The organism is Devosia polycyclovorans (genome assembly GCF_042181575.1).
Lineage (GTDB): Bacteria > Pseudomonadota > Alphaproteobacteria > Rhizobiales > Devosiaceae > Devosia > Devosia polycyclovorans.
The window spans coordinates 2,662,652-2,678,734 of record NZ_CP170082.1; the positions used below are offsets into that span (position 1 = coordinate 2,662,652).

15 protein-coding genes and 1 tRNA gene are annotated in these 16,083 nt (G+C 59.5%); 6 read left to right on the forward strand and 10 right to left on the reverse strand.

What is annotated here, in order from left to right:
- Window positions 1–24 precede the first annotated feature (24 nt).
- Window positions 25–1,476, forward strand: coding sequence for a cardiolipin synthase (gene cls / locus ACE4RL_RS13405; RefSeq protein WP_375597623.1), 1,452 nt, complete (start codon window positions 25–27; stop codon window positions 1,474–1,476).
- Window positions 1,477–1,484: 8 nt separating this feature from the next.
- Window positions 1,485–2,198, forward strand: coding sequence for an alanyl-tRNA editing protein (locus ACE4RL_RS13410; protein WP_375597624.1), 714 nt, complete (start codon window positions 1,485–1,487; stop codon window positions 2,196–2,198).
- 10 nt (window positions 2,199–2,208) lie between these two features.
- On the opposite strand, the gene ACE4RL_RS13415 is transcribed toward ACE4RL_RS13410, so the two are convergent.
- The 5 genes from ACE4RL_RS13415 to ACE4RL_RS13435 form a co-directional block, all read right to left on the reverse strand.
- On the reverse strand, window positions 2,209–3,234 hold the full coding sequence (locus tag ACE4RL_RS13415; protein WP_375597625.1) for a transporter substrate-binding domain-containing protein: 1,026 nt from the start codon (window positions 3,232–3,234) through the stop codon (window positions 2,209–2,211).
- Between the two features lie 105 nt (window positions 3,235–3,339).
- Complete coding sequence (locus tag ACE4RL_RS13420) at window positions 3,340–4,143, reverse strand: amino acid ABC transporter ATP-binding protein (protein WP_375597626.1); 804 nt, start codon at window positions 4,141–4,143, stop codon at window positions 3,340–3,342.
- 5 nt (window positions 4,144–4,148) lie between these two features.
- Window positions 4,149–5,285 (reverse strand): amino acid ABC transporter permease, encoded by a 1,137-nt coding sequence (locus tag ACE4RL_RS13425; RefSeq protein WP_375597627.1) that lies wholly within the window; start codon window positions 5,283–5,285, stop codon window positions 4,149–4,151.
- Between the two features lie 10 nt (window positions 5,286–5,295).
- Window positions 5,296–6,831, reverse strand: a complete 1,536-nt coding sequence (locus ACE4RL_RS13430; RefSeq protein ID WP_375597628.1) for an amino acid ABC transporter permease — start codon at window positions 6,829–6,831, stop codon at window positions 5,296–5,298.
- Window positions 6,832–7,004: 173 nt separating this feature from the next.
- A complete protein-coding gene (locus ACE4RL_RS13435; protein ID WP_375600283.1) occupies window positions 7,005–8,021 on the reverse strand; it encodes an amino acid ABC transporter substrate-binding protein in 1,017 nt (338 codons plus the stop codon).
- Window positions 8,022–8,241: 220 nt separating this feature from the next.
- Between ACE4RL_RS13435 and metC the strand changes: the two genes are divergently transcribed.
- On the forward strand, window positions 8,242–9,429 hold the full coding sequence (metC, locus tag ACE4RL_RS13440) for a cystathionine beta-lyase (protein WP_375597629.1): 1,188 nt from the start codon (window positions 8,242–8,244) through the stop codon (window positions 9,427–9,429).
- On the opposite strand, the gene ACE4RL_RS13445 is transcribed toward metC, so the two are convergent.
- Window positions 9,411–10,163, reverse strand: coding sequence for a phosphatase PAP2 family protein (locus ACE4RL_RS13445; RefSeq protein ID WP_375597630.1), 753 nt, complete (start codon window positions 10,161–10,163; stop codon window positions 9,411–9,413). The two genes, metC and ACE4RL_RS13445, sit on opposite strands and share 19 nt — an antisense overlap.
- Before the next feature lie 101 nt (window positions 10,164–10,264).
- Here ACE4RL_RS13445 and ACE4RL_RS13450 point away from each other — a divergent pair.
- From ACE4RL_RS13450 to ACE4RL_RS13460, 3 genes are all read left to right on the forward strand, one after another.
- Window positions 10,265–10,341: transfer RNA gene (locus ACE4RL_RS13450), tRNA-Pro, on the forward strand.
- A gap of 28 nt (window positions 10,342–10,369) precedes the next feature.
- The gene (locus ACE4RL_RS13455) at window positions 10,370–10,675 is read left to right on the forward strand and encodes an ETC complex I subunit (RefSeq protein ID WP_375597631.1); all 306 of its coding nucleotides are present in this window, start codon (window positions 10,370–10,372) and stop codon (window positions 10,673–10,675) included.
- A 94-nt stretch (window positions 10,676–10,769) separates the two neighbouring features.
- Complete coding sequence (locus tag ACE4RL_RS13460) at window positions 10,770–11,636, forward strand: TraB/GumN family protein (protein ID WP_375597632.1); 867 nt, start codon at window positions 10,770–10,772, stop codon at window positions 11,634–11,636.
- Window positions 11,637–11,687: 51 nt separating this feature from the next.
- On the opposite strand, the gene ACE4RL_RS13465 is transcribed toward ACE4RL_RS13460, so the two are convergent.
- The 4 genes from ACE4RL_RS13465 to ACE4RL_RS13480 form a co-directional block, all read right to left on the reverse strand.
- Window positions 11,688–12,839 carry a Gfo/Idh/MocA family protein gene (locus ACE4RL_RS13465; RefSeq protein WP_375597633.1) on the reverse strand — a complete coding sequence of 384 codons (1,152 nt, stop codon included), beginning with the start codon at window positions 12,837–12,839 and terminating at the stop codon, window positions 11,688–11,690.
- Window positions 12,840–12,908: 69 nt separating this feature from the next.
- Entirely contained in the window at window positions 12,909–13,967 is a 1,059-nt protein-coding gene (locus ACE4RL_RS13470; protein WP_375597634.1) for a sugar phosphate isomerase/epimerase family protein, read from the reverse strand.
- Window positions 13,968–14,133: 166 nt separating this feature from the next.
- Entirely contained in the window at window positions 14,134–15,276 is a 1,143-nt protein-coding gene (locus tag ACE4RL_RS13475) for a Gfo/Idh/MocA family protein (RefSeq protein WP_375597635.1), read from the reverse strand.
- A 2-nt stretch (window positions 15,277–15,278) separates the two neighbouring features.
- Window positions 15,279–16,028 carry a sugar phosphate isomerase/epimerase family protein gene (locus ACE4RL_RS13480; protein WP_375597636.1) on the reverse strand — a complete coding sequence of 250 codons (750 nt, stop codon included), beginning with the start codon at window positions 16,026–16,028 and terminating at the stop codon, window positions 15,279–15,281.
- Between the last annotated feature and the right edge of the window lie 55 nt (window positions 16,029–16,083).

Here is a 16,083-nt window from a genome sequence, read left to right on the forward strand (position 1 = left end):
CTCCACTCATGCTTGTAGGCCAATGTGTTCGGAATAGACGACATTCTTCGCGCCATCGTTGCCGACCTGCATTTGGTGGCGCTGATCATGGGCGCCATCTATCTTCTGGCCATCGTCTGCGGCGTGCGGGAAATCCTCAATTCGCGCACCTCGCAGGGGTCGATCGCCTGGCTGCTGTCACTGCTGCTTCTGCCGGTCCCCACCGTGCTGCTCTATTTGGTCTTCGGCTGGAAGTTCTTTGACGATTACGCGACCGATCGCATGCAGAATGGTCGCGCCAACCGTCCCTTGAGGGCGCGCGATCTCGCACTGGTGGACGGGGAAACCGACGCGAAGTGGCCCGTACAGGTCAATGTCTCCGAACTGCCTTTCCTCAAAGGCAACGACGTCGAGTTGCTTGTCGACGGACAGGCGACCTTCAGCTCGATATTTGCCGGCATAGATGCGGCCAAGGAGTATCTCCTTGTACAGTTCTACATCATCCGCGATGACCGGCTCGGCCAGGAACTGGCTGAGCGGCTGATTGCCAAAGCCAGGCAAGGCGTTTCGATCTGCGTGCTCTACGATGATGTGGGCAGCACCGGCATGCCCAAACGCTATCGGCACGAGTTGCGCGAGGCGGGCATCAAGATTTCCAGCTTCAATCGCCGGCACAGGTTTCTACGGCTGTTCGGTGCGACACGGATAAACTACCGCAACCACCGAAAAATTGTCGTTGCCGACGGCAAACATGCCTGGGTGGGGGGACACAATGTGGGGGTGGAGTATCTGGGGGAAGACCCAAAGCTGGGCCATTGGCGCGACACGCATGTCAGGGTGTCCGGCCCTGCGGCGCTTGGGTGTGCCCTGCTGTTCCGTGAAGACTGGGAATGGGCCACCGGGGAAAGGCTGCCGAACCGGCCGCCAATGGAACTGACGAGCTTTGGCGATCAATCCGTGCTCGTGATGGGAAGCGGGCCCGCCGACAAGCTCGAAGAATGCGCAATTGCCTTCACCGACCTGATTGGCCGAGCCCGGAAGCGGCTGTGGATCGTCAGTCCCTATTTCGTGCCGGATACGGATATTCGCACAGCATTGTTTGCAGCCCGACTTCGCGGCGTCGACGTCCGGATCATGCTACCGGATAATCCGGACCATGTGCTGGTCTGGCTGGCCAGCATGGCCCATGCCGATTCCATGGTGCAGCACGACATCGATGTTTATCGCTACACCGATGGTTTCCTGCACCAGAAAGTGGTGCTGATGGATGATGAGATGGCGACCATAGGCAGTGTCAATTTCGACAACCGCTCCTTTGCGATCAATTTCGAAATCACCTTGTGGTTCACCGATACGGCGACCATTTCAAATGTCGAAGCCATGCTGTTGCAGGATTTCGAAGTCTGTCGCCAAGTGGGACGCGCCGAAGTGGAAAGCCGTCCTTGGGCGCTATACCTCGCCACACAGGCGGCCCGCCTACTCTCCCCGGTTTTGTGAGATCTTTGATGACCGAATTTCTGTTCCGTGAAGACAGCTATCTGCAATCGGCGTCAGCGCAAGTCCTGGAGATCGCCGCGGATGGCGGCATTATCCTGGACCGAACTGTTTTCTATGCGACCTCTGGCGGACAGCCTGGCGATAATGGTCACCTCGTCAGGCAGGACGGGAGCCGGATCGGCGTGGCAACGGCCATTCATCCCGAAGGCGACAAATCTCGAATCGTGCACATGCCGATTGATGGTGCTGTCCTGCCCGAGCCTGGCGAACCGCTGGTGGCTGAGATCAATTGGGACCGGCGGCATCGCCTGATGCGAATGCATACGGCGCTGCACCTGTTGTCCGTTGTCTTTCCGTTTCCCGTAACAGGCGGATCGATAGGCGAAGACAAGGGCCGGCTCGACTTTGACATGCCCGAAGTGCCGGACGACCTAACAGCGCTCGAGGCGCAACTCAACGCCATGATCGACGCTGACCACGCGGTCGGCACGGAGTGGATTACCGACGCAGAGATGGAAGCCAAAGCAGATCTGGTCAAGACAATGAAGGTCAAGCCGCCCATGGGACAAGGCAAGGTCCGGCCGGTCCGAATTGGCGACGTGGACCTGCAACCGTGCGGCGGTACGCACGTGATGGGGACCGCCGAAATTGGCAGGGTAAAGCTGGGCAAGATCGAAAAGAAGGGCAAGCAGAACCGCCGAGTCAGCCTGCTATTCGCCTGATCGCCACGTTTCAGCGTATAGGCGGCGCATAGAGCAGACCGCCGTTGGCCCACAGCGCATTCTGACCGCGCAGCATTGCGGCGCCAGTCTGAGGTCCAAAGTGGCGGTCGTAGAGTTCCGAGTAGTTGCCGACGGCCCTAATGGCATCAGCCATAAAGGTCGGGCGCAAGTCCAAGGCGGCGCCGTAGTCGCCCTCGACACCGAGAACGCGCCGGACGGCGGGCGTACGGGCGGCTGAGAGGGAATCGATATTCAGGCTGGTGACGCCAACCTCTTCCGCCTGGATCAGGGAAAATATGGACCAGCGCACGATCTGGAACCACTGATCGTCCTGATCGCGAACGACGGGCCCCAGGACCTCCTTGGAGATCCGTTCGGGCAGCACACGATGCTGCGCCGGCTCGGTCAGTTCGCGGCGAATGGCCTGCAATTGCCGGCCCGATGCAGAGATGGCCTGGCACAACCCGCTCCGGTAGGCCGTCGCCAAATCGGCGATTTCCTCATAGGCGACAGCGCGATAGCTGGTCTGATTGAGGAAGAAAAACTCGTCAAGCGTTTCCACTTCGCCATAGCTGTCGGCGACGCAGATACTGACATCGTCCAGCTCATAGGCGGAGACGACACCCATCGCGTTGGGTACGAGAAATCCCTGACCATCAAAGAACGCCGGGACAACGTAGCGCGCGCCATAACGTATGTCGCGCCCCATGGTCCATGCGCCGTTGCGCATGAACACATCGACCGCCCCAGTTTCAAGCGGCGCAAAGCGCGCTTCTCCACGGTAGGAGCGAAACTCAATCAGGTCCGGATTGCCGAATATTGCCGCGGCCAGGGCCCGGCATAAATCCACATCGAAGCCGGACCAGCGACCGTCAATGTCCTGCTGGGAAAAGCCCGCAAGTGGGTTGCTCGAGCCACAAATCAGAAAGCCGCGTGCCCGAACCGCATCCAAAGTCTGGCCAGTGGCCGGCAGTGCCGCAACCATTGACGCCGCCATGACGACCAAAATCAGAAATGGCTTGAACAGCTTGATCACAAAGCCCGGCTTTCAGCTTCCCACGGCCCATATTGGACGGCACAGATAAGGGGTCAAGCTGCACCCGGGCCTGACCCCCGTCTTTTTGGTTAACCGCAGCTTGGTCTAGTGAAGGATCTGGCTGAGGAAGAGCTGGGTGCGCTCGTGTTGCGGATTGGAGAAGAAGTTCTCCGGATCGTTCTGCTCGATGATCTGCCCTTGATCCATGAAGATCACCCTGTTGGCGACCTGACGTGCGAAGCCCATTTCGTGGGTCACGCAGATCATCGTCATGCCTTCTTCGGCCAAGCTGATCATGACCTCGAGCACTTCCTTGACCATTTCGGGGTCGAGTGCCGAAGTGGGCTCGTCGAACAGCATGATCTTGGGCTGCATGCAGAGCGAGCGGGCAATAGCCACGCGCTGTTGCTGACCGCCTGAAAGCTGTCCTGGATATTTGTGGGCCTGTTCGGGGATCTTGACCCGCTCCAGATAGTGCATGGCCGTCTTCTCGGCTTCGGCCTGCGGTATGCCGCGAACCCAGATCGGGGCAAGGGTCAGGTTCTGCAGAATGGTCAGGTGAGGGAACAGGTTGAAGTGCTGGAACACCATGCCAACTTCACGGCGCACTTCATCAATGCGCTTGAGGTCTGCAGTGAGCTCAACACCATTGACGATGATCTGTCCCTGCTGGTGCTCCTCAAGACGGTTCACGCAGCGGATCAGTGTTGACTTACCAGAGCCCGACGGACCGGCGATGACGATGCGCTCGCCGCGCATGACCTTGAGATCGATGTCGCGCAACACATGAAAGTCGCCATACCATTTGTGCATGCCCACAACGTCGATGGCGACGTCAGTGTCAGACACCGTCATGCGGCTGGTATTGGTGGAACGCTCTTCGGCGCTGTTGGAGGAAATGTCGCTCATTGACGTTACCCTTTATGCCCAGTGTCCAGACGCCGCTCCATCCAGATGGAGTAACGGGACATGGCGAAACAGAAGACCCAGAAAACCATGCCTGCGAAGAGATAGCCGGTTATGGCCTGGGTTGGAGATGACCAGTCGATGTCGGAACTGGCTGCCTGTACGGTGTTCAGTAGGTCAAAGATACCGACAATGGAAACCAGCGAGGTGTCCTTGAACAGCGCGATGAAGCTGTTGACGATGCCGGGAATGACATGTTTCAGCGCCTGCGGCAGGATGATGAACCACATGGATTTCCAGTAGCTCAGTCCCAGCGAGGATGCGGCCTCATATTGCCCCCGCGGCAATGCCTGGAGGCCACCACGCACAACCTCTGCCAGGTAGGCCGAGGAGAACAAGGTGACACCGACAAGCGCGCGCAGCAGCTTATCCACTGTCGTGCCCTGAGGCATGAACAAAGGCAGCATCACCGAGGCCATGAACAGCACCGTGATCAAGGGGACTGCGCGCCAGAGTTCAATGAACATGATGCACAGCGTCTTGATGATCGGCAGTTTGGACTGCCGTCCCAGAGCCAGAAGGATACCAATCGGGATCGAGCAGATGATGCCGACCAGCGAGATTATCAGGGTAACCAAGAGACCACCCCACCGCTCGGTCGGAACTGGGCGCAGGCCCAAAACACCGCCATTGAGCAGGTAGAAGCAGATCACCGGGTAGACGACGAAGAACAGGATCGCGTTGGTCCGCTTGAACGGCACACGCGGGATCGCCAGCGGAATGATCAGCAGTGCTCCCAGGGCGAAAACCAGGTTTGGTCGCCAGTATTCTTCTGCCGGATAGAAGCCATAGATGAAAAAGCTCATGCGGGCATAGATGTAGGCCCAACATGCGCCGGCCGTTTCGACCCGGCATTCCTCGACCGTGCCACCCGGCGGCACGGCATCTCCTCCAAGAAAATTGGGGAAGACAAAATTGTAGATCGGCGGGATCGCCCAGATCAAAAGAACGACCGCCAGGATGGTCAGAAGACTGTCGCTGGGTGTCGCAAACAGGTTGCGACGTGCCCATGCGACCGGTCCCGCGGTATTCACCGGCGCGGGCGCCGGATCAACCATTTGTTCCCGAACGAAGGAGAATGACATGGTGGACCTCCTAACGTTCCACGAGCGCGACGCGCGCATTGTACCAGTTCATGAAGGCCGACGTGGTCAATGACAGCGTCAGATAGACCAGCATGGTGATCGCAATCACCTCAATGGCCTTGCCCGTCTGATTGAGCGTGGTGCCCATGAACACATTGACCAGTTCGGGATAACCGATAGCGGCACCCAGAGACGAGTTCTTGGTCAAGTTGAGATATTGGCTCGTCAGAGGGGGGATGATCACGCGCATGGCCTGCGGAACGACAACCAGCCGCAGCCGATCCCCTTCACGCAAGCCAAGTGATGATGCCGCTTCGGTCTGTCCCTTGCTAACAGCCTGAATGCCACTGCGGACGTTCTCGGCGATGAAGGCAGCAGTGTAGACGGTGAGGCCCAAAACCAGGGCCACCATTTCCGGCACCAGTTGCAGGCCACCAGCAAAGTTGAACCGTTCGAGGACGGGAATTTCAAAAGCCAATGTGGCGCCGGTCAGCCAATAGATCAGGGCGGGAATAGCGATTACGATCAGGATAGGCAGGGCCAGCGGGAGCTTGCCCTCCGTGGCAGCAGGACGGCGATCAGCCGAAACCATGGTCCATGCCACACCCAGAGCCACCAGGATGGCCCCAACAACGATCACGCCTTCCGGAAGCCAGGAGAACATGCCGCCAAGCAGGAAGTTCGCGGCCGCCCATCCAAGGGCGAAGCCGATGAACGCGCGCCCGTAATGGCCATATTGCGTCAGGCTCAGGCCCGCAAGGACCAGCGCGCCAACCAATGAAATGATCGGACTGACGGAAAGGGCCGGAACAACGGTGCCCAGGAGGTTCATGGCGAGAAAGCCGACCGCGAATGTCACGATCAACCCAGCAATCCGGGAGCCTTGGGCAACGGACCTGGGGTAATGTCCCGTCTTGGTGCGAACACGGGTCGCCCAGATGACAAGGGCAATCGCGGCTACGAGCGCCAAAGCCGCTGCGACCGCTACCCAGAAGATCTCTGCATCCGGGAGGGGCCGTGGAACGATGATGCCACGCTGGTTTACAAAGATGCTGAGGGGCAACTCAAAGGACTGGCGCACGGCGGGCATGGCCTTGAGAACCGCGAAGTACCAGAAGAAAAGCTGCAGCAGCAGCGGTACGTTGCGGATGATCTCGACATAGACAGTTGCAAAGCGCGCAATCAGCCAGTTCGACGACAGGCGCGCTATCCCGAGCACGAAACCGAGCATGGTGGCAAAGACAATGCCGATGACCGCGACCAGCAGAGTGTTGAGCAGACCAACCACAAAGGCCTGCCAATAATAGGACGATCGGTCGAACGGGATGAGGGTGAAGCTGATCCCAAAGCCCGAGGTCTCGAACAGGAAACCAAAGCCGGTCGACTTGTTTTGCGCGGCGAGGTTCTGGGCGGTATTGAGAACGATCCAGGTCAGAAAGGCAATCACCAGGGCGGCTACGACCACCTGATAGATGATGCCTCGAATTACCGGGTCATTGTAGAAAGCAGTGCGCGGCGGTTCCGCGAAATTATCCTGGACGGCCATCAGGCGAGGGTCCCCTTATCAGGGGCAGTGTGGCGACGGCAGGGCCAATTCCAGGGACGACTCGCCAATGCCCGACCGCCCCAGCGATCAGGTTTCCCCCGATTGAATTCCAAGCGTCGCATCTGCCCACGACGAACTGGCGCCCCCGAGAGGGCGCCAGAACTGTTCTCGCCTTAGCGGATGGGCATGGAGTACTGCAGACCGCCATCGGTCCACAGAGCGTTCAGGCCACGCTCCAGGCCAATGTCGGTCTCAGGACCAACATGCTTGGCATAGGATTCGCCGTAGTTACCGACATGCTTGATGATGCGGTAGGCCCAGTCGGCCGTCAGACCCATCGGGGTACCGAAATCACCCTCGACGCCCAGGAGGCGCTTGACCGCCGGATTGTCGGAGCCGAGCATTTCATCGACATTGGCCGAGGTCACGCCCAGTTCTTCAGCTTCGAGCAGCGCGTAGTAGGTCCAACGGTTGATGTAGAACCACTGCTCGTCACCCTGACGGACGGACGGGCCGAGCGGCTCCTTGGAGATGATTTCCGGCAGGATAGCGTAGTCATCCGGGTTACCGAACTTAGAACGTTCCGCGGCCAGCGCCGAGGAGTCCGTGGTATACACGTCGCAACGGCCATCTTCGAAGGCCTTCACGACTTCGTCCTGGTCGGTGAAGACGACAGGCGAGTAGTCCATGCCATTGGTTTCGAAGTAGTCGGCGGCGTTGAGCTCGGTGGTGGTACCGGACTCAATACAGATGGCCGCACCGGACAGATCCAGAGCGGACTCAATGCCATCGGACTTGCGAACCATGAAGCCCTGACCATCATAGTACATGACGCCAGCGAACATGATGCCGAGATCAGTGTCGCGGCTCATGGTCCAGGTGGTGGTACGCGACAGAATGTCGATTTCACCGGCCGACAGAGCAGCAAAGCGCTCCTGCGAGGTAAGCGGGGTGTACCGAACCGCATCCGCGTCATCAAAGACCGCAGCCGCCACAGCACGACAGAAGTCTACTTCCAGACCAGTCCAGTTGTTGTTGGCATCGGGGGCCGAGAAGCCTGGCACACCACCAGTGACACCGCACTGGATATAACCCTTGGCCTTCACATCATCGAGAGTTGCGGCCTGAACGGCCGTCGTACCGAGACCCAGAGAGGCCGCGATTGCAATCGATACGAGCGCTTTTTGCATTTGCATTTTTGCCTTTTGTTTCCTGACCCTGTGTTTTCGGGGCCGACCTATGTTCCCGCGGCCCCGAGAGCACCACCGCTTTGAGTGCGGTTTGGATGCTGTTATGCATGCAACCTTCTATTGTTCCTAACGTCAAGGGCGGATGGCACGTTGGGGCAGCAACTCTGTCTCTTTTTTAGCCAGACGCCGGACGTGAACCGTTTTTGAGCACAACCAGAACATGACTGAAAAATCGTCGGGGCAAACCGAGACGCCCTCTATCGAAACCGTATTGACCCATGCTGGACGGAATCCGGACAAACAGTTCGGCTTCATCAACACCCCGGTTTACCGCGGCTCTACGGTGCTGTTCAAAACCCTGGCCGACCTAGAAGCACAGTCCCAGGCCTATCTTTATGGCCGCGCCGGCAATCCGACGACCGAATCGGTAGAGCGCGTTGTCACTGAACTCGAAGGCGCATATCGGACCAAACTGGTGCCCTCAGGCCTTGCTGCCATAACGATCGCGCTAATGGCCTGTCTCAAGAGCGGCGACGATGTGTTGATCACCGACAGCGCTTATGAGCCAGGCCGCAAGTTTGCCGACGGATTTCTCGAACACATGGGCGTATCCGTCCGCTTCTATGATCCGCGCATCGGTGCAGGCCTTTCGACGCTCTTGCTCCCAAATACGCGGGCCGTCCTGGCTGAAAGCCCTGGCTCGCTGACATTTGAAATCCAGGACATCCCGGCGCTGGCGGCGGCCGCTCACGCTGGCGGCGCAAGGCTCATCGTCGACAACAGCTGGGCAAGCCCGCTCTACCACCGCCCGCTTTCGCTGGGGGCCGACATCGTGGTGCATGCTGCCACCAAGATGTTTGTCGGCCATTCGGATGCCTTTGCTGGCACGATCTCTACCACCGAGGAGGCGTGGGAGGACGTAGAGCGGATTAGAACGCTATTGGGGTACTTCACCTCCGGCGACGAAGCATTTCAGGTCGCCCGTGGCCTACGGACACTGGCAATCCGAATGAAGGAGCATCAGGAGCGCGCCCTTGCGATGGCCACTTGGCTCGAAACAAGGGATGAAGTGGAGAAGGTGCTGCACCCTGCCCTGCCAAGCCACCCAGACCATGCCCTCTGGAAGCGCGATTTCACCGGCTCGGGGAGTCTATTCGGTTTCGTCTTGAAGCCTGCGCCCAAGGCTGCCGTGGCCGCCTTTGTCGACCAGATGCAGGTTTTTTCGATGGGTTTTTCCTGGGGTGGTTATGAGAGCCTCTGCCTGCCGGTGAGAATCACCAAGGCGAGAACCGTCGTGCCCTGGTCCGAGGAAGGAAATCTCTTCCGGGCGCATATCGGCCTGGAAGGCATCGAGGATTTGAAAGCTGATCTGAGTGCCGCTCTGGAGCGCTACGCCCGCGCCCGGTGAGTAAGCCGATGCCATGCGCGGCGCATGTTTGGCGCGCCCCTGAACCGGACCGAACCGTCGGTCCGGAACGCAAAAAGCCAGCGTCTGGCGGCATAAAAATTGCGCACAGCAAAGGCGCCCACCAGACCAATGGCGAAGCCCGCCAGCACGTCAGTGGGATAGTGCATGCCGATCACGATGCGGGACAGGCCTGTGGCAAGGGAGATCAGCAGGACCAGACGGAAGAAGCGCGGGGCCATGAAGCCGATGACAAAGGCTGTCGCCATGGCTGTGGCCGCGTGGCCCGACGGAAAGCTCTGAAACGTCCAGTCGTTGAGGAAGTGCTGAAACGAAAAAGCGCCGTTCTGTTCGAAGAGTTCAGGGCGCGCCCGACCGAAAAGCCGCTTGAGCAGATTCGTGGCCAAGCCCGGCAGGCCAACGCCCACGAACACGAAACTGGAAACAAGGGCGACTTCCCAGATCACGCGCTTATAGAAGCCGGTCCGCATGATTCTGTGGGCAACAATAGAGACAATGAAGACGACCAGCGTCGGCAGCAAGATCCAGTCGGAAAGACCAAAATCAGTGATAAAGGCGAAGGGCTGGCGCCAGACGTCTGGCCAAGCCTGCGCCGACTGGGAGACCCAGACATCGACAAACACCAGAACAAACAGGGCAAGCAGAAGCCATGCCAACTGGTCTGGCCAGTTTTTCCGATTAAGGCCGAGGGGCCAGCGTTTGGTCAAATCGAACATGCCCTTGTTTGGTATCCTTGCGCTGCTACGTCAATGGCGGTGATTTCGTCTGGACAGGCTTGCTCTATATCAGGGAACACGCTAACTGGGGGTTGCGATGTCGGAGTGTAGCTCAGCCTGGTAGAGCACCGGTTTTGGGAACCGGGGGTCCAAAGTTCGAATCTTTGTACTCCGACCATTCGCCCGCATCGTGTTGAGGACTTTGCATGACCGCCCGTATCTATCGCCCCGCCCGCAACGCCATGCAGTCCGGCAAGGGCAAGTCCAAGCAATGGGTGCTCGTCCACGAATCAACCACGCCGCGCAGCATCGATCCTCTGATGGGCTACACCACAAGTTCGGACATGAATCAGCAGGTCCGCTTGTCGTTTGAAACGCTGGAAGAGGCGGAAGCCTATGCGCAGCGCAATGGTATTCCCTATTCGGTCCAGCCCGTCCACGAGCCAACGCCAAAGCGCGTGAGCTATCCAGACAATTTCCGGTCCGACCGCAAGACGCCCTGGACGCATTAAAGCCTGCTAGCAGATTGATTCGCTTTTGCGCCGCAAGAGATTGCGGCGCTTTGCTTTTCGGCGATAGGTTCAACCGATAACCGGATGTATCGCTATGCTTCACCGCCTATTTTCCGCTCTGCTTTTCTTCACCCTGGTGGGGATGACTGGCGCATCGGCAGCGCCGGCTCTCTGGAAGGTCAGCGATGAGGACAGCTCGGTCTGGCTGTTTGGTTCGGTGCATCTGCTGCGTGCCGATACGGATTGGCGCGGCCCGGTGCTGGACAAGATCGTATCCAAGGCCGAGCGAGTCTATTTTGAGACCGATATCAGCATTGAGGCACAGATGGCCGTCATGCCTCTGACCTTTGATCTAGGGTTCAATCGCGACGGCAGGCTGCTCAGCGAAATCATCGGCGCAGAGCTGACGTCCCGGCTTCGGGAAGCGGCGGCCGAATATGGCATCCCGATGGCCACGCTGCTGACCATGAAACCCTGGATGGCCGCTACAACCCTCTCGACCGGGCCGTTGCTGGAGTCAGGCTATGACACCACACTCGGCGTCGAGGCTGTTCTGGCAACAGAAGTCCCGGCCGAACGCGTCGGATTCCTTGAAACGCCAGAACAGCAACTCGGCTTTCTGGCCAGTGGGAATGAGGCAGAGCAGATCGCCATGCTGGTCGCCACCCTGGATACGCTAGACATCATGGAGACCGACATCGACCAGATGGTTCAAGCCTGGGCTGATGGACAGCCCGAGCAATTGGGCGCGATATTCACAGCCCAGATGGGTGGTTATGACGAGGGCATGGTCGAACGCCTCATCGACCATCGGAATGCGGACTGGGTCGAGCAGATCGATGCCATGCTCGCGCGCAATGAGGAGGCCCTGCTGGTTGTTGGGGCCGCCCATCTGGCCGGCCAAAACAGCGTCGTTCTTCTGCTTGAAGACCAGGGTTTTGACATCAGGCGGCTGCAATAGAAAAGCCGGAGGCATCGCCCCCGGCTTGCATTCGAGGCTCAGCTGGCGTGACTAGACGTCCGAAAATCTCGTCCATTTGCTGTCGTTCTGGCTGGACTTCACCGAGGCAGTGATGAACTGCATGCCTTCGATGCCATCAGCCATCGTCGGCAGAAGTTCCTCGAAGTCGGCACCGTCGCCACGAATGACGGAAGCGAACTGGCTGTAGAGCGTAGCGAAGGCTTCGAGGTAGCCTTCGGGATGGCCTGCGGGGATGCGAACGTTCATCGAGGCGGCCGGCGGCACGGAAATCGAGCCGCCGCGGGTGATCAGCTGGCGCGGCTTTCCGAACTCGGTGAACCACATATAGTTCGGGTTTTCCTGACTCCATTCAAGGCCACCCTTGTCGCCATAAACGCGCAGCTGAAGGCCGTTTTCCTTGCCTACAGCCACCTGGCTCGCCCAAAGCATGCCCTTGGCCCCGCTTTCAAAGCGCAGCATGATGTGGACGTTGTCGTCGAGCTGGCGACCCGGCACGAAGGCGGTCAGATCGGCTGCGACGGCCTCGGTCTTCAGGCCGGTGACAAATCGCAGCAGATTGTAGGCATGGGTGCCGATATCGCCGATACAGCCACCAGCGCCGGAGCGCGCCGGATCAGTGCGCCAGGCGGCCTGCTTGTTGTCTTCGTCAGCCGGTTCGGTGAGCCAGTCCTGGGCGTACTCGGCCTGCACAACGCGAATCTTGCCCAAGGCCCCGGACGCGACGAGCTCGCGCGCCTGACGGATCAGCGGGTAGCCCGTGTAATTGTGCGTCAGCAGGAATTTCGCCCCGTTTTTCGGCTTTATTTCCAATAGCTTGCGGGCGTCCTCAAGGCTTGAGGTGATCGGCTTGTCGCAAATGACGTGGATGCCGGCCTCGAGGAAGGCTTTGGTGGGTCCGAAGTGCATATGGTTGGGCGTGACGATAGACACGGCCTGAATTCCGTCGGGTCGCGCAGCTTCGGCCTTGGCCATCTCCTCGTAGGAGGTGTAGATCCGGTCCTCAGCGAGACCGAGGTTTTTCCCGGATTCCTTGGCAACTTCGGGGCGCGACGACAGCGCGCCGGCCACCAGTTCGAAGTCGCCATCAATGCGTGAAGCGATGCGGTGGACATAGCCGATAAAGGCGCCTGTACCGCCGCCGACCATGCCAAGACGAATGGGTTTTGCGCCGTTTTCGGCCATTTTGTGTGTCCTTGTCGTTAGCAGACTGTTCGCGTTGAGAGGGCCATTCCCGCTAAAGCGGGAATAATCTTAGCTCAAGCCCAGCATCTTGCGGTTGGCCGCCTTGTCGGTTCCGCCGCTGGCGAAATCATCGAAGGCCTTTTCGGTGACGCGGATGATATAGCTCTGGATGAGTTCGGCACCTTCGCGCGCACCGTCCTCAGGATGCTTGAGCGCGCACTCCCACTCGAGCACGGCCCAGCCCTTGAAGTCGTTCGCTGCCATCTTGGCGAAAATTGCCGGGAAATCCACCTGGCCATCGCCGATCGAGCGGAAGCGCCCTGCCCGGTTCACCCAGGACTGGAAGCCGCCATAGACGCCCTGACGACCGGTCGGGTTGAACTCGGCATCCTTCACGTGGAAGGCCTTGATGCGGTCCTTGTAGATGTCGATGTAGTCCAGGTAGTCGAGCTGCTGCAGCACGAAGTGGCTCGGATCATACAGCAGATTGGCGCGGGGATGGTTGTTCACGCGCTCAAGGAACATCTCGTAGGAAACGCCGTCGTGCAGGTCCTCGCCGGGGTGGATTTCGTAGCAGACATCGACACCGGCTTCGTCAAAGGCATTCAGGATCGGGGTCCAGCGGCGGGCCAGCTCGTCAAAGGCTTCCTCCACCAGGCCTGCGGGGCGCTGCGGCCAGGGATAAACATAAGGCCAAGCCAGAGCACCGGAGAAGGTGGCGTGGCCGGTCAGCCCAAGGTTCTGAGACGCCTTGGCCGCATGCAGCATGGTCTGGACAGCCCATTCCTGGCGGGCCTTCGGATTGCCGTGGACGCTGGCGGGCGCAAAGCCGTCAAAAGCCGTGTCATAGGCCGGATGCACCGCAACCAGCTGGCCCTGTAGATGGGTCGAGAGCTCGGTTATTTCGAGCCCGTGGCTGTTGACGACGCCCTTGATCTCGTCGGCGTAGGTCTTTGAGTTTGCGGCTTTCTCGAGGTCGATGAAGCTGGAAACCCAGCTGGGGATCTGCACACCCTTATAACCCAGATCGGCCGCCCACTTGCAGATATTGTCGAGCGTGTCGAAAGGCGCAGTGTCGCCCGCGAACTGAGCCAGGAATATCGCCGGGCCCTTGATGTTGGTTGCCATGTGGTTTCTCCTCTTGTTGCCCCGCAAGCCGCATGCGCGGGGTTAGTCCCTTTGTCTTTGCGGGTTGTCCACCCCGCATGTATGACGGGCGGCGATTTCTCGCCGCCCTGACATGTTAGGCGCTAATCTTGACCGGCACTGCGAGCCTGTCAATGAGGCACGTCCATCAAGCCCGCAGCAAGGCCTGTGCCTCGGCAATGCCGAGCGCCCGTGGCCGCTCGCAAGTGGTCTTCAGCGTCAACACCTGTCCGCTTTCTCCCGCTTCCAGCAGGCCGGTCATGACCTCTACGACATGCAAGGCAACGTCGAGGCCGCAGCGAGCGGTCTCGCCGGTCTCGACGGATTGCATCATGTCGGCCAGCCCGGCGCAACGGTAGTTGGCGCGCGGCGTGTCCTTGTCGAGATCCTGGTTCGGCTTGCCGAAGGGATGATCCCACGGCTCGACCGGGGTACGGGTGCCCTCGATGCCCGTGGTGACCAGGTCACCCCCGAAGAAGTTCGGATCCGGCACGAAGATTGAGCCGTCGGTGCCATAGAGCTCGATATTGTGGTGGCCATGGGCCGCCACGTCCCAGCTGGCGCCGATGGTGACTACAGCGCCGTTGTGGAACTCAAGAATGCCGTGAATCGTAGTCGGAGTGCCAACCTTGATGATGCTACCCTTGTTCGGGCCTTCAGCGGTCACCACGCGCTCGCTGCGCGCCATGTTGGTGAAAGCCGAAAGCTTCTTCACAGGCCCGAGCAGATGCACGAGATTGGTGATGTAGTAAGGACCAAGGTCGAGGATCGGGCCACCGCCGGGCTGGAAGAAGAAGTCCGGATTGGGGTGCCAGTGCTCCATGCCGCGGCTCATCACGTGCGTCGTGCCGCTCATGATCTTGCCCAGCTTGCCGCTATCGATGATCTCGCGCGCCTGCTGGTGCGCACCACCGAGGAAAGTGTCCGGAGCGGAACCGACCTTGAGACCCCTTTCATCCGCAGCCTTCTTGAGGGCCAGGCCCTCTTCCACGGTCAGCACGAAGGGCTTTTCCGAATAGGAGTGCTTGCCGGCCGAAACGATGTCCATCGACACCTGGTAGTGGGTCGAGGGAATGGTCAAATTGACGATGACGTCCAGCTCGCTGTTCTTGAGCAATTCATCGGGCGTCTGGGCCTTTACGCCAAATTCGTCAGCGCGCTGCTTTGCCGCCTCGGGACGAATATCGGCCACGGCGCGCACCTCGAGACCCTTGAACAGGGGGGCGAGACGGAGATAGGCGGCGGAGATGTTGCCGGCACCCATGATGCCGACGCCAAAAGTCTTTGCCATTGTCAGACTCCGTAGCCCTTGAGCGCCGCTGCGGCATTGCGGGCAAAGCGAATGGCATCGCTCGGCTTGTCATGCTCGGCCACAAAGTAGCGGGCCTTGGTCTTGGCCTTGATCTGTTTGATATAGTTCGGCCAGTCCAAGGTACCGGTGCCCACATCTGCCCAGCCGTCCTCATCGGTCTTTTCGCCGGCAGGCGCGATGTCCTTGACGTGCACAGCGGTGATGCGGCTACCCAGCTTGTCCATCCAGAAAATCGGATCTTCGTCGGCGCGGATAACCCAGGCCAGGTCCATTTCCCACTGCGTGTCGGGCGAAGCTTCGAGGATCAGCTCGATCGGCGTCTTGCCGTTCGCATCCTTGCCGAATTCCCAGTGGTGATTGTGGTAGCCAAAACCCTTGCCAGCAGCCTTGAAGGCTGCGGCGACTTTGGCGAGGCCCTCGGCGAATTGCTGCCAATCGCCACCACCGGTGCGGAACTCCTCGGACGGCGGCGCCGGGCAATAGACAGTCTGGATGCCGACGGTCTCAACAATCTTGAGGGCGGCGTCGGTATCCTCCAACTGGCCGTAGCCCATATGAGCTGTCGGCATGGTCAGGCCCGCATTTTTGAGGCTCTGGGCGAGCGCTGCCGGATCGGCAAATTGACCGCCCCAGCCTTCGACCTGGGTGTAGCCCAGACCGGACAAGGTCTTGAGCGTATCGTCCAGGGACGCTTCGTTGCGAGCGCTATAAAGCTGATATGAAAAGTCCATGAGTGGCCTCGTCAGAGAGATTTGAGAGTCGGTGTCGCGTCAATGCGGGAGATAG

What these genes read in the sequence shown, in the direction of transcription:
- ACE4RL_RS13480 (WP_375597636.1), bottom strand. Translation starts at nt 16,028, where the DNA reads ATGGACTTTTCATATCAGCTTTATAGCGCTCGCAACGAAGCGTCCCTG.
- ACE4RL_RS13455 (WP_375597631.1), top strand. Translation starts at nt 10,370, where the DNA reads ATGACCGCCCGTATCTATCGCCCCGCCCGCAACGCCATGCAGTCCGGC.
- ACE4RL_RS13460 (WP_375597632.1), top strand. Translation starts at nt 10,770, where the DNA reads ATGCTTCACCGCCTATTTTCCGCTCTGCTTTTCTTCACCCTGGTGGGG.
- ACE4RL_RS13475 (WP_375597635.1), bottom strand. Translation starts at nt 15,276, where the DNA reads ATGGCAAAGACTTTTGGCGTCGGCATCATGGGTGCCGGCAACATCTCC.
- metC (WP_375597629.1), top strand. Translation starts at nt 8,242, where the DNA reads ATGACTGAAAAATCGTCGGGGCAAACCGAGACGCCCTCTATCGAAACC.
- ACE4RL_RS13425 (WP_375597627.1), bottom strand. Translation starts at nt 5,285, where the DNA reads ATGTCATTCTCCTTCGTTCGGGAACAAATGGTTGATCCGGCGCCCGCG.
- ACE4RL_RS13410 (WP_375597624.1), top strand. Translation starts at nt 1,485, where the DNA reads ATGACCGAATTTCTGTTCCGTGAAGACAGCTATCTGCAATCGGCGTCA.
- ACE4RL_RS13435 (WP_375600283.1), bottom strand. Translation starts at nt 8,021, where the DNA reads ATGCAAAAAGCGCTCGTATCGATTGCAATCGCGGCCTCTCTGGGTCTC.
- ACE4RL_RS13445 (WP_375597630.1), bottom strand. Translation starts at nt 10,163, where the DNA reads ATGTTCGATTTGACCAAACGCTGGCCCCTCGGCCTTAATCGGAAAAAC.
- ACE4RL_RS13465 (WP_375597633.1), bottom strand. Translation starts at nt 12,839, where the DNA reads ATGGCCGAAAACGGCGCAAAACCCATTCGTCTTGGCATGGTCGGCGGC.
- ACE4RL_RS13420 (WP_375597626.1), bottom strand. Translation starts at nt 4,143, where the DNA reads ATGAGCGACATTTCCTCCAACAGCGCCGAAGAGCGTTCCACCAATACC.
- ACE4RL_RS13430 (WP_375597628.1), bottom strand. Translation starts at nt 6,831, where the DNA reads ATGGCCGTCCAGGATAATTTCGCGGAACCGCCGCGCACTGCTTTCTAC.
- ACE4RL_RS13470 (WP_375597634.1), bottom strand. Translation starts at nt 13,967, where the DNA reads ATGGCAACCAACATCAAGGGCCCGGCGATATTCCTGGCTCAGTTCGCG.